This window comes from Acinetobacter sp. ANC 4636 (assembly GCF_054454555.1).
Genome location: NZ_JBTKVD010000002.1, coordinates 349,681 through 361,913, shown reverse-complemented (window position 1 = coordinate 361,913; position 12,233 = coordinate 349,681). Strand labels below are relative to the sequence as shown.

The window sequence follows — 12,233 nt, the reverse complement described above, 5'->3', positions numbered from 1 at the left end:
GTAAATTTGTTAAATAAAATAAATAGTATCCTAAAGCTTTGCTTTCTCTAATTGAAAATTTCCCTTTGAATGTATCTCTTGATTTGTTCTGAATCTTTGTTTTATCAAAAGCTAAGTCGAGCACTTTGCAAGTGAATTCTAAATTCTAGCTCACTCGCTATTTTACTTTCTATGTTCAAACAGTACGTTATCTTGATAAAAAGGCAATATTATAAAGCCAAAGTAAAAGAATTCAGGATGTGTTATAGATTAGGTAGGTGTTCATAAGGTTGACGAATCTACTCATATTTTTCATTATAAAATTTATGGATTGTCAACGGTATTGTATTGTCCAATGCCATTGATCATTTATTGTCAACGGTATTGTATTGTCCAATGCCATTGATCATTTGAGGATGAATAAAAGACTTGCATAGGGATTGCAACTGATACATGAATCAGATAATTATAAGGAAAAGGTGTAATGATCGAACTTATTTCTCTTAGTATATTAAGTCTGCTGATTTTACTTGTTTTCGGACTTCGTTATCGAAAACGCGTAGATCGACATTCTGATAGTGCCTTAAAACAGCGCGCCTTGCTTAATTATAATGAACAAATTATTTATCAACGGCTTACACAACTTTTACCGCAGCATATTATTTTATCGAATGTGTCTTATCGTTCTTTACTGACCAGTAAATACTCACATACACGGGAAAAATTTAATAATATGACTGCTGATTTTGTGATTTTAAATTCACAGTTTCAGGCTATAGCCATTATTTCATTATGTGGTTCAGTGTTTACTCAGCATCGTGAAGATCGGTATGAAGATGCCCTATTGGAAATGGCAGGGTATCGAGTGATCCGTTATGCAGGTGTGCCTGATCTGAAAAAATTATCACGAGACTTGAATATTCAGGAAAAAAGCATGGCATTTGCATAAGGCAAATGCCATCTTGCGATCTTATGGTTTGACCGCAGTTACAGTCATTTCAACCAAAACATCAGGAGCATACAGTTTAGATTCTACACAGGTACGTGCAGGAGCATGACCTGAAACAACCCATGCATCCCATACTTCATTCATTGCAGCATAGTCCTGTTCAATATCTTTTAGGAAAATAATCACAGATAAAATATGGGTTTTATCTGTTCCTGCATCTGCAAGAAAACGATCAATATTGGCAAGGGTTTGCTGAGTTTGTGAGCGAATATCTTGAGCCGTATCATCTGCAAGTTGCCCTGCAAGATGGACTAAATTACCTGAAATTGCGACTTCACAAAAACGTGAGCTTACATGTAAACGTTCAACAGCCATAATCTTAATCTACACGGGGAGGATGAATAATTTTTGATGATACTTGACCCTTCATGCGGGCTGCAACAATTGCAGTTAATAAACAGCCAGCAGTTAAGTAAATTGCTACCAAGATCCAGTGCCCATGTGCGAGAAAGATGAGTCCTGTGGCAATAAATGGTGTAAAGCCACCACCGACAATAGCCAACACCTGCACCACTGTAGCGATATTCGGTACCAAATAATTCAGTAAAAATAGGTTGATGTACACTGACCACCATGTCATGTGCCAGATTGGCAAGTAAAATAGACAGCACAATCAGCCAGCCAATTGAGCCACTTTGTAAGGCTAAAAAGAATGGAAATGCAGCTACTGCACCAATTAACCCACCCATAATACACATGCGACGACGACCAAAGCGGTCAGCAATCATGGCAAAAAATGGGATGCTGAAACAGCTAATTGCACCGACCATTAAAGAGATATTCAAGAATAGCTGTGAAGGCATGTGCAATTTTTCAGTGGAGTAATTCAGTGCAAATGTGGTGACTAGATACATCGACAGCAATTCAGCCAAGCGTAGAGCAATAATATAAAAAAAGCCTTTAGGATTATGCTTGACTGCTTCAATAATCGGAAAGCGAGATTTCTTTTCTTGAACTTGATGTGCTTGTTTTTGGTGCTGTTTAAATTCTAAAGATTCATCCTGATCGGAGCGTATCCATACCGCAAAAGCAACAAGGATAATGCTAGCGAGAAATGGAATCCGCCAGCCCCAGTCTCTAAAACCATCTTCGCCAATAGATAGAATAATCAGCGATACGCAGCCAGATACTAGCATTAAGCCCACGCCATAACCGACTTGAACGTCGCTACTGTAAAAGGCTTTTTGGGTTTTCGGTGCATTTTCTACAGCCGTGAGTGCCGCACCACCCCATTCACTGCCTACAGCAAAACCTTGAATGGCACGTAAAGTGACTAACAGGGCATGTGCCCACCAGCCAATCTGGCTATATGTGGGTAAAAAACCGATCAGTACCGTTGCTCCTCCCATTAGAAAAACGGTAAGGAATAGCATCTTTTTACGACCCAGTTTGTCTCCAAAATGTCCAAACACAATACCGCCCAATGGGCGAAATAAGAAGCCTACACCAAAGGTGGCAAAAGCCGCCAGCGTACCGATTGTCAGGTCAATATTCGGGAAAAACTGTTGTTTAAAAACTAATGCGGCAACAATGCCATAAAGTAAAAAATCATACCAGTCGACAACAGTACCCATAAAACTACTGAGGGCAGCTTTGCGTGCACGTTTTTTGTGTGTGATCTTGAGAGAAGAGGTTGGGGTCATTCAAAGAAAGTCTATACCGAACAGTCGGAGCGCCCCGCAATGCGCAAGATGATTAATCCGATGTATTACAGGGACGGCTAGTTAAAACCATGGATTAGTTTTAACCATGCAATAGCTTCATGGATAAATGTAAGCGAACATAGCTTAATCGAAAAATGCATAGTATGCGAGTCTCTAGACCATAATTTTTTATTAAAGACCTAGATTTTAACGTCAATGCATCTCTGACCAGAATGACAGCTGAAATTTTTGTTCTATCGCAATCAGTTGGTATACGCCAATGCCGATCAACCGAAAACGTAGTTGGGGAGAGAGCTGAAGCTCGGAGAGTAAGAGCAGAATGGCTTGCTGTAACTGGGCAAGGTTTTCCAAGGGGCTTTGAAAACGTTTACTGTGCTGGACAATTTGAAAATCTGGCTGCTTGAGTTTAATGCTGACACCAAAAGCACTCAGTTGGCGTTTTTCCAGACTTGCCCAGACTTTCTCAGCCAATATTTGCCATGCATCATGACAGGCAGATAAATACAGGTCTTGATCAAAAGTAATTTCTTTGGAAATTTGCTGACGTACCCGACTGGCTACGACAGGTCGCTCATCAATGCCTTGCGCATACAAATGTAACTGTTGCCCATATTTGCCAAAATGTTTTTGCAAAATATGGAGTTCAATTTTTTGTAAATCGCCTAAAGTATAAAGTTGTAGCTGCTCCAGTTTAGCTTGAGTCACTTTTCCGACTCCTGGAATTTTCTTTAAAGGTAAATCATAAATAAATTGTTGAACTTGCTGAGGTTTAATGACACATAACCCATTAGGTTTATACCAGTCCGAAGCAATCTTGGCTAAAAATTTATTGGGAGCAACTCCTGCCGAAGCCGTGAGCTGCATCTGTTGCCAAATCTGTTGTTGAATCGCTTGTGCGACTTCGGTTGCTGATGCTAAACCCAGTTTATTTTCGGTGACATCCAGATAAGCTTCATCTAAAGATAAGGGTTCGATCAGATCGGTATATTGCTGAAAAATCTGCTGAATCTGTGTAGAAATTTGTCGGTACAGCTCAAAACGAGGTTCCAGCACCACCACATGCGGACAGAGTTTTCGGGCTTGTGCCATTGACATGGCTGAGCGTAAACCAAAACGACGTGCAGGGTAGGAAGCTGTGGTAATGACGGCACGTGGATGATGAGCTGCGACCACGACAGGTACATCGATTAAATCGGGACGTTCACGTAACTCGACTGAGGCATAAAAGGCATCCATGTCGATGTGAATGATTTTCCGCAGTTTAATGATGAATTACCCCTAAAGAACGTAAGTAACTTTGCCACTGGGCCATTGAACCTGCATAAGCGTTTAAATCAACAGGCTGTTGAATGCCCTCGATATGCCCTTTTTGCGTATATTGCCAGAACATCCAGCCATGCTGGTCTTTGAGTTTGGGATACGCCTCATCATAGTCACGAATCCAAAGCGCGTTATGTGGCATGTGCCCCATGAGTACAATATGGTAAAAGGTTTTTGAGGTATAAATAATAGGGGGTTTGCCATAATGCTGATGCAGCAGTTGCTCCATGACTTGAATTTGTTTAAGTAGTTGTTCTTGGGTTGAGTTTTGAAGGCAATTGGCATCGTATTCCAAATCAATGACAGGTGCCAAAGCATCGGCTTTGTTGGGCACTGTGGCGATAAAATTGGCCGCCTGAATTTTGGCTTCACGACATAAACGATAATAATGATATGCCCCGACATTTAAGCCCTGTTCGCGTGCTTTTAGCCAATTCTGCTGAAAACTTGGATCTTGGTAGTCACCACCTTCGGTGGCCTTTAAATACACAAATTGGTATTTGTGAGGGGAAATCTTTTTCCAGTCGATCTTGCCTTGATGATGAGAGACATCGAAGCCTTGCACGGGATGGTCTTGCGCTTCTGCTGGCTGGTTCTGCAGTAGAACCAGGCTGATCGAACATAAGAGTAAGACCACAAGAGTTGCAGTTAAAGTTCGGACAAGGTGCAAATGGCTTTTGCGGGCAGCTTTCATGATCAAGCAGATATCTAGGATTGAGCATCTATTTTAAGAAAACTGCACCAGAAAGCCTATTTAAACTTGTGACTGATTTTGTTTTGGAATCTGCCAGAAAATCAGCATGGTCACGACATTGAGTGCGCCTAGCGTGAGTAGGGTATAGTCAAAAGCCTGAGCAATCGGTAGATGAAAAGTTGCACCCTGATAAAAGTGAATCAGCGTTCCTGTAAATGCGATGCCGATACTCATCGATAGCATCATGATCATGGACAGAAAACTGTTGCCACTACTGGCATGCTGCGATGGCAAATCTTTGAGGGTATAGGTGTTCATCGACACAAATTGAATCGAGTTGAGTGTGCCAAAAATAAAGAAATGCAGTGCACGTAACCATTCTGGTGTGGTGGCTGTAGTGAGGGTAAAACTCATGACACATAGCCCTACCGCAGTGGTATTGAACAATAACACATTGCGATAGCCAAACTTCTGAATCAGTGGGCGCACAATCGGTTTGGAAAACAGTGAGCCGAGGACGAGCGGAATCATCATCAGGCCTGTTTCAAATGGTTCAAATTTAAAGACCACTTGCATGAGTAATGGCAAAACAAAGGGAATGGCATTGCCTGCGAAACGCGCAAAGAAATTACCTAAAATCCCAATCGCATAAAACTGATGTCGAAATAAATCGCTGCGAAATAAAGCATTCTGATGGTTATGTGCATGATGAGCATATAAAAGACTGGCAATAATTCCCGCACTGAGCAAGGCATACCCGATTGAGTGCGATGACCCACTGCTTTTGATCGAGAATGAATCAATCCCCAAGGTTAAACCCACCATCGCCACAATCAGCATTAACACGCCTGAACTGTCAAAGTGTTTCACATTTGGTTCGATGATATTGGGCAGCGCTTTGAATGTGACGAGAACGCCAAGTAACCCCATCGGAATATTGATCAGGAAAATCCAGTGCCAGCTCGCGACTTCTACCAGCCAGCCACCGAGAGTTGGCCCAATCAGTGGTCCAATGAGCCCTGCAAGGCTCATTAGATTGATCGCAGATAGAAATTGCTCACGTGGAATAATTTTTAATAAAGACAGCCGCCCAACAGGTAACAGTAATGCACCACCAATACCTTGCAGCACACGGAAAAAGATCAATTGTTCTAAAGTGTTAGATAAACCGCAACCCAGAGAGCCAATGGTAAAAATAATAATCGCACTTAAATAAACATGACGTAGCCCGAAACGGTCTGCCAGCCAGCCACTGAGAGGAATACAGCTCGCCACTGAAAGTACATAAGCGACAATCACGCCATGCATATGCAGAGGGTTTTCCTGTAAGTGCTGTGCCATGGCGGGTAAAGCTGTATTGACGATTGTGGTATCGAGAGCCTGCATGAAAAAACCAATCGACACCAAAAGAACTAATAAGCGGTATTGAGGTTGTAGTGCCTGATATTTGGGCGGGCTTTTAGATTCCATACAGGAAAAACCTTATAAAAATTCATGAATTTATCGAAAGGTGATAATTTTTATTGTAACAGGAGTGTCATAAGCATTTAAGTTGTAATTCTATTTCATGGAAATGCTAAGTTATAAAAAAGCGCTGGTGATCATAAATTGATCTGTTAGGATGAGTAGAAGCCATATTCTGGAGGTCACTTTTAATGATGATTCTGCATTATTTACAGTATTCGCGAGCCTTTCGTATTTTATGGGCTTTGGAAGAGTTACAACTGACAGATTACCAGATTCGCTTTTACAAGCGCCAACCCAACTTGTCTGCACCCGATGAGCTCAAGCTCATCCACCCACTTGGAAAATCGCCTATCTTGCAGGATGATCAACATGTATTGGCAGAATCTGCCGTGATTCTGGAAATTTTACAGCAGCGCTATGACCCTGAATACCAGTTCAAGCCTCGTCCTGAAGATCAGGAACATGCTTATCAGTATTTGTACTGGATGCACTATGCGGAAGGTTCACTGATGCCACTTTTGGTGTTTCAGTTGGTAATGGGCAATATGCCAGCTCATATGCCGTTTTTGATTCGTCCAATTGCCAAAAAAGTCTGTAATGGCGTCAAGGCAGGTTTTTTACAGCCTCGGTTGCAAGATCATGTCGCATATATTGAAGCATATTTAGCTGAGCATGATTATTTCGCTGGAGATTTTTCCTTTGCTGATATTCAAATGAGTTTTCCTTTACAAGCAATGTCTAAGCGTATTCCACTCGATATTCCTAACATTCGGGCATTTTTGGCACGGATCCAGCAGCGCGATGCATTTCAGCGAGCACAGGAAATCGATGGGCACTATCAATAGCAACTAGGGTTCTATGTAAAAAGGCGTTATGCTTATATTTTATTTGTAGGTTTGTTGAGTCATGATCTTAGTCAGTGCATGTTTGGCAGGGAGACCTGTCAGATATGATGGAACAGACTGTCTGCATTTGAAAGTTCAACAGCTGATTCATGAACATAAAGCGATTGCCATTTGCCCAGAGTTACTTGCGGGCTTACCCACGCCACGTTTACCTGCGGAAATGGTTGGTGGAGATGGCTACGCAGTTTTGGCTGGTACGGCACAAGTGATTGATCAATCCGGACGTGATGTCACTGAACAGTATATTCAGGGGGCTTATTCTGCACTTGCAATTGCCCAGAAATATCAGGCGACACATGTTGTATTAAAAGAAAATAGCCCATCTTGTGGTAGCCAGCAGGTTTACGATGGTTCATTTTTTGGTATACGAGTCGATGGCGTTGGCGTAACGACAGCTTTATTGCGTCAGCATGGGATTTTGGTACTGTCTGAAAAACAATTATCGCAACTTGCTGAATAGCAAGCTGATCGATTTATTTGGCGATGGCGAGAGGTGGGACTTCATACTCGGCAATTTGATATTGATCGCGCCCGCGATGCTTTGCCAAGTAAAGTGCGTGATCTGCAGATGTAATAAATTCAGAAATACTTTCTGCATAAGAAGGAATGATTGTAGCGACACCAATACTGAGCGTGACATAGGATGAAATTGGGCTCGAGGGGTGTGGCAGTGCAAGTTGATGCATACTTTTGAGGAGCTGCTCAGCCCATTGCTTGGCCTGTTGTTCATTGGTTTGTGGAAAAATTAATAAAAATTCTTCGCCGCCATAGCGTGCAACCAAGATGTCCTGTTGGCTAGACGTGGATGAATTGAGCATAAATGCAATCCGTTTTAAGCAGTCGTCGCCCTGCACATGACCGAGTGCATCGTTATAAAATTTAAAATAATCAATATCGATCATCATGGAGGTGATCGGCTTCGTATAGCGAATTGCACGTTCCCATTCATTTTGTAAAATTTCATCGAGATAGCGACGATTTGCCAAACCCGTTAATGCATCCATTTGCGATAACTTGGAGAGTTGCTGGGCTTGTTGCACCAATTCAAGGTGATTGTGTTTAATAATACAGTCTTTTAGAAAATGCTCACGGTGCTGCCGATCAATAAAGTAGGCCAAAGACATGCCCAGAAAACTGCTAAATGTATAGGTACGGTTGAGTAGAGTCCAGTCGATGGTGGCATTCATATGATTACTCACAATTAAGCCAATTAAACCACCTAACCAGCCAGCAATTAATGCCGTATAAAAACGTAAACCAACGAAGCCGTAAATAATAACGACGGCATACATCATGGCTGTATGGAAAAGAACGGTATTTTGCACTTCTTCCAAGCCATTGACTAATACGAAACTAATGGCAACTGATAAAGTAGAGCCAATACACACATAATAATCGAACCATGAATTGAATGTTTTAACAAAAGACATTAACCATGCAAAAAAAACAATGACTCCGACCCATCCGTAGAGCGAAATCCAGGGAATAACTTGATCTTCTGGTAAAACCTGATAAATACCCAAACAAAGGTAAAGATATAAAATAATAATAATAATGCCACGATAACGAAATTCATAGGCGGCTTCATGACGGTAGCATTCTGTGTATATTCTTTCGAATCTTTTAGGAAACAAAAGAAAATTTAAACGAGTTTTTTTGAGTAAATCTACTTGTTCTTTACTAAGAATGCTAGAGCTTTGTAATTTCATCGCCCAATCTCACTATTTAGGAGGCTTCTTTCATCAGTTGATTTTATTTCTCTTGTATATCATTGAAACATATTTCAATTTGTTCTCATAGAGGACAATAAAGAGGGTGTAAACCATGATGAAAGAGGTCTATATCTACTTTTTGCTTCTTTTCTATTGGTTATATAGTATTTCCATTAGGATTAAAATTATAACGCTATTTTAATTGTGTATATAAAAATTTCTTGGCTATATTTTAAATACTTTGGGATTTTAAAATGATAATGATTGTTTTTAATATTATGTCAAATAGTAGAGTGTAGGGCGTTCTTTATGATTTTGTTGTAAATATCATGTAAAAATTACATGATATTTTGGGCCTGAGGTTTTGGTTTTAACTGTTAATTAAATTGTCAAAATATTCTGGTATAAATCTCTAAATCGGCTTCTTTCATTCTTTAATTGTATTTCTCTTTTGTTTGATTGAAATATATTTAAATTTTCTTGTGGATAACCATAGAGACTGTAAACCTCTATGAAGGAAGTTGAATTATTGAGTATAAGTGGTTGAAGATACCTAATTTATTTTATTAGATTGGCTTATAATGCTATATTCAATAAGTCAATAAATTTAATTGATTATTCAAAGCGCATGTTGTATTAAAAATAAAAGCTTAAATGAAATAAATTCAAGAGGAAGTGAATGATGACTGTTCTAAAAAATGAACTCACCCTGGAAATCACGCCTCATAGTATGTGGGCGCAGAAGTTCTGGGATGATCTGATTCCTGCAAAAGAGCGTGTCAGCCAGCATCCTGTATTTATTGGTATGGCAAATGGCACACTTAAACTAGAATGCTTTCGTGCAGCTTTATTAAATTTTTACCCCTTGGTTGCACAGTTTCCATCCTATATGGCACTGGCTTTGGCTAAGGCAACTCAGTTTAATGAAGCGGGCGTAGTGCCGACCCGAGACTGGCTGATTCAGAATATTAAGGTTGAAGAGCGCCATTTGACTTGGTATCGGGACTGGGCGGGTGGCTTTGGTCTAACGGTCGATCAGCTTGATCATGTTACCCCACCACCTGCCATGAATGCTGTGAATCATTATCTCTGGAGCATTAACTATCGTGGTAGCCTTGCCGAATGTTTGGCAGCAACCAATTTAGCAATTGAATGGGCAACAGGTGACTGGTCTTCACACGTTTATAAAGGCATTCATAATTACCAGAATCATCCCGATGTGAAGATTGATAAACGCTCGCTGGCATGGTTACGTGCCCATGCGCATTATGACGATATTCATCCGTATGAAGCCATGGAACTGATCAAGCGTTTATGTGAAGGTAAACCTGAATTGCAACAAAAAGCATTTCATGCTGCACGTGAAGGTCTGGAATACTACGCGTTGGCACTCGATGAATGTTATAAGCTTCAAGGCTGATAGGTCATTTGTGCAAGCTTCTTGATTATGGTGTTCACTTGCTTTGCTTGGATCTCATACAGAGCAATAAAATTGACCCATAAAAAATTGATGGTCTCAGCTTTAGCAGATCAAAATATCATGAAGTATGCTCGCTTCTCAGCTTAGATGGTGCAAAACCAAACTGCTGCTTGAAACGGCGACTGAAGTGGCTGGCTGAACTAAAACCGCATTCCAGTGCAATGTCGGTCAGGCTCATATGTTGTTGTGAAATCAAATGATGGGCTTTTTGCAAACGGCGCTGCAAAATGTATTGGTGCGGCGCCTGTTGCATGGAGTGTCGAAACATGTGGGCAAAATGGTACTCACTTAAATTGGCCTGTGCTGCCAAGTCTGCAATCGTTAACGGCAAATGTAAATTTTCTTCAATCCATTCAAGTACCCAGCGTAGTGTTGCAGGCGCTAGACCACTCTTCAACTGAGGCATTTTCCAAACAATATTGCTGTAATGTTTTAATAAATGGTTCAGTAATAAGGTGGCTGTGGTGGAGAGCTGGAGCAAATTTTCTGATTGTTGCCAGTTGCAGCCCAATAAAAAATGCCGATACAGCAAAGTAATCTGAGGATCAGTTGCAAAGGTTTTTTCATGCAGCTGAATCAGGTTCGGTTCCTTGTCCCAGACATGTGCAGCCAGATCACGTAAATGCTGATCGGTATAATACAAATGCACAAAACTCAATTCTCCGCGAATATCCCATTCAGAATATTGTTGCTGAGGCATCAGACAGAAATGATCGGGGCCGCCACCATTACGCCAGCCCTGAGCTGTTTTTTGATAACTTTCATAGCCCCCGCAAGTATATAAGCTCAAGGTATGGTGATCACTACAGACACTGACGCGATCATGCCGATTATACCAGGCAGCCAGTTGCATACCTGAACCTAGTTGTACGTGTTCAAGTAATTGGGCTTTATGTCGTTGCAGTTGTTCTAAGGTCTGATAAGCCATATGCGGAGTCATGTGACAAAACCATTGGAAATATAGTCTAGCGATTTTTTCAAAAGGGTTACAAATTTTTAGAAAAAAAGCGCAAGTTTATGCAATTTTTTCCCTGCTTTGTGCAAGCAAGCTCAGTGAAATACAAGCAAACTGACAACAGAATTGAGGAGAGTCATCGTGAATCTATTTCTGTATGGACTGGTTGTGCTGATCTGGGGAACAACCTGGATTGCCATTACCGCTCAAGCCAATGTGGTTGATCCTGTGGTTGCTGTATTTTGGCGGTTTTTGATTGCGGCGAGTTGTTTGTTGGTCGGGCTATCGTTGACAGGGCATTTGCGCCGTTTTGCATTGCGTGATCATTTGTTTTGTGCGCTACAAGGATTATGTGTCTTCGGACTAAACTTTTTGTGCTTTTATCATGCCATTTCTTATATTAACAGTGGCCTGGAGTCTGTCATTTTCTCGATGGCTGTACTGTTCAATGCTATTAATAGCCGAATTTTTTTCGGACAAAAAATTGTCGCACAGTTTTTTCCTGCAGTGGCTTTAGGTTTTCTCGGTATGTTTTTACTGTTCTGGCAAGACTTGAGCAGTACCCATTTTCAGGGCAATACCTTGCTGGGAATCGGTTTGTGCATGCTCGGAACATATGGCTTTTCATTGGGCAATATGATCAGTATCCGACATCAAAAACGTGGCTTAGATGTGCTGAGCAGTAATGCTTATGCCATGAGTTATGGCACCTTGTGGATGGGTTTGTTTGCTACATCACAAGGCATGCAATTTATACCAGCATGGAACTTACAATTTAGTTTGGCAGTGGGTTATCTGGCAATTTTTGGTTCAGTGATTGGCTTTAGTGCTTATTTTATGTTGGTTGGGCGAATTGGGGCGGGGCAGGCAGCTTACAGTACCTTACTTTTTCCTTTGGTTGCACTCACCATTTCGACCTTCTGGGAAAATTATCACTGGAGTTTAACTGCGATACTGGGTGTGATCTGTATTTTACTGGGCAATCTGGTGTTCTTTTTGGCCCCCAAATTTCGAAATTTCTCAATAAAAAAAGCGATCAGTTGATCGC

The 12,233-nt window shown here is 41.0% G+C and carries 11 protein-coding genes and 1 pseudogene; 5 read left to right on the top strand and 7 right to left on the bottom strand.

The window, feature by feature from the left end:
• Window positions 1–463 precede the first annotated feature (463 nt).
• Window positions 464–928, top strand: coding sequence for a DUF2726 domain-containing protein (locus ACX1N5_RS03820; protein WP_458799405.1), 465 nt, complete (start codon window positions 464–466; stop codon window positions 926–928).
• Window positions 929–949: 21 nt separating this feature from the next.
• Here the strand turns inward: ACX1N5_RS03820 and ACX1N5_RS03815 are convergent, their stop codons facing one another.
• The 5 genes and pseudogenes from ACX1N5_RS03815 to mdtD all read right to left on the bottom strand — a co-directional run bounded on the left by ACX1N5_RS03815 (window position 950) and on the right by mdtD (window position 6,136).
• Window positions 950–1,303: a RidA family protein gene (locus ACX1N5_RS03815; RefSeq protein ID WP_458799407.1), complete on the bottom strand. Its 354-nt coding sequence runs from the start codon at window positions 1,301–1,303 to the stop codon at window positions 950–952.
• A 4-nt stretch (window positions 1,304–1,307) separates the two neighbouring features.
• Window positions 1,308–2,631 (bottom strand): annotated as a pseudogene (shiA, locus tag ACX1N5_RS03810) (shikimate transporter).
• A 213-nt stretch (window positions 2,632–2,844) separates the two neighbouring features.
• The gene (dinB, locus tag ACX1N5_RS03805; protein ID WP_458799844.1) at window positions 2,845–3,912 is read right to left on the bottom strand and encodes a DNA polymerase IV; all 1,068 of its coding nucleotides are present in this window, start codon (window positions 3,910–3,912) and stop codon (window positions 2,845–2,847) included.
• A 1-nt stretch (window position 3,913) separates the two neighbouring features.
• Window positions 3,914–4,666, bottom strand: a complete 753-nt coding sequence (locus ACX1N5_RS03800; RefSeq protein ID WP_458799409.1) for a glycoside hydrolase family 25 protein — start codon at window positions 4,664–4,666, stop codon at window positions 3,914–3,916.
• 60 nt (window positions 4,667–4,726) lie between these two features.
• The gene (gene mdtD, locus ACX1N5_RS03795) at window positions 4,727–6,136 is read right to left on the bottom strand and encodes a multidrug transporter subunit MdtD (RefSeq protein ID WP_458799411.1); all 1,410 of its coding nucleotides are present in this window, start codon (window positions 6,134–6,136) and stop codon (window positions 4,727–4,729) included.
• A 185-nt stretch (window positions 6,137–6,321) separates the two neighbouring features.
• Here mdtD and ACX1N5_RS03790 point away from each other — a divergent pair, with 185 nt between their 5' ends.
• Window positions 6,322–6,978 (top strand): glutathione S-transferase, encoded by a 657-nt coding sequence (locus tag ACX1N5_RS03790; protein ID WP_458799413.1) that lies wholly within the window; start codon window positions 6,322–6,324, stop codon window positions 6,976–6,978.
• 61 nt (window positions 6,979–7,039) lie between these two features.
• A complete protein-coding gene (locus ACX1N5_RS03785) occupies window positions 7,040–7,498 on the top strand; it encodes a 2-thiouracil desulfurase family protein (protein ID WP_004754809.1) in 459 nt (152 codons plus the stop codon).
• 13 nt (window positions 7,499–7,511) lie between these two features.
• Here the strand turns inward: ACX1N5_RS03785 and ACX1N5_RS03780 are convergent, their stop codons facing one another.
• Complete coding sequence (locus ACX1N5_RS03780; protein WP_458799415.1) at window positions 7,512–8,747, bottom strand: GGDEF domain-containing protein; 1,236 nt, start codon at window positions 8,745–8,747, stop codon at window positions 7,512–7,514.
• A gap of 682 nt (window positions 8,748–9,429) precedes the next feature.
• On the opposite strand from ACX1N5_RS03780, the gene ACX1N5_RS03775 reads away from it, so the two are divergent.
• Complete coding sequence (locus ACX1N5_RS03775) at window positions 9,430–10,170, top strand: TenA family transcriptional regulator (protein ID WP_458799417.1); 741 nt, start codon at window positions 9,430–9,432, stop codon at window positions 10,168–10,170.
• Window positions 10,171–10,288: 118 nt separating this feature from the next.
• On the opposite strand, the gene ACX1N5_RS03770 is transcribed toward ACX1N5_RS03775, so the two are convergent.
• Window positions 10,289–11,158: a helix-turn-helix domain-containing protein gene (locus ACX1N5_RS03770; protein WP_458799846.1), complete on the bottom strand. Its 870-nt coding sequence runs from the start codon at window positions 11,156–11,158 to the stop codon at window positions 10,289–10,291.
• Window positions 11,159–11,326: 168 nt separating this feature from the next.
• Here ACX1N5_RS03770 and ACX1N5_RS03765 point away from each other — a divergent pair, with 168 nt between their 5' ends.
• A complete protein-coding gene (locus ACX1N5_RS03765; protein WP_458799419.1) occupies window positions 11,327–12,229 on the top strand; it encodes a DMT family transporter in 903 nt (300 codons plus the stop codon).
• The last annotated feature ends 4 nt before the right edge of the window (window positions 12,230–12,233 follow it).

What these genes read in the sequence shown, in the direction of transcription:
- ACX1N5_RS03820 (WP_458799405.1), top strand. Translation starts at nt 464, where the DNA reads ATGATCGAACTTATTTCTCTTAGTATATTAAGTCTGCTGATTTTACTT.
- ACX1N5_RS03815 (WP_458799407.1), bottom strand. Translation starts at nt 1,303, where the DNA reads ATGGCTGTTGAACGTTTACATGTAAGCTCACGTTTTTGTGAAGTCGCA.
- ACX1N5_RS03800 (WP_458799409.1), bottom strand. Translation starts at nt 4,666, where the DNA reads ATGAAAGCTGCCCGCAAAAGCCATTTGCACCTTGTCCGAACTTTAACT.
- mdtD (WP_458799411.1), bottom strand. Translation starts at nt 6,136, where the DNA reads ATGGAATCTAAAAGCCCGCCCAAATATCAGGCACTACAACCTCAATAC.
- ACX1N5_RS03790 (WP_458799413.1), top strand. Translation starts at nt 6,322, where the DNA reads ATGATGATTCTGCATTATTTACAGTATTCGCGAGCCTTTCGTATTTTA.
- ACX1N5_RS03785 (WP_004754809.1), top strand. Translation starts at nt 7,040, where the DNA reads ATGATCTTAGTCAGTGCATGTTTGGCAGGGAGACCTGTCAGATATGAT.
- ACX1N5_RS03780 (WP_458799415.1), bottom strand. Translation starts at nt 8,747, where the DNA reads ATGAAATTACAAAGCTCTAGCATTCTTAGTAAAGAACAAGTAGATTTA.
- ACX1N5_RS03775 (WP_458799417.1), top strand. Translation starts at nt 9,430, where the DNA reads ATGATGACTGTTCTAAAAAATGAACTCACCCTGGAAATCACGCCTCAT.
- ACX1N5_RS03770 (WP_458799846.1), bottom strand. Translation starts at nt 11,158, where the DNA reads ATGGCTTATCAGACCTTAGAACAACTGCAACGACATAAAGCCCAATTA.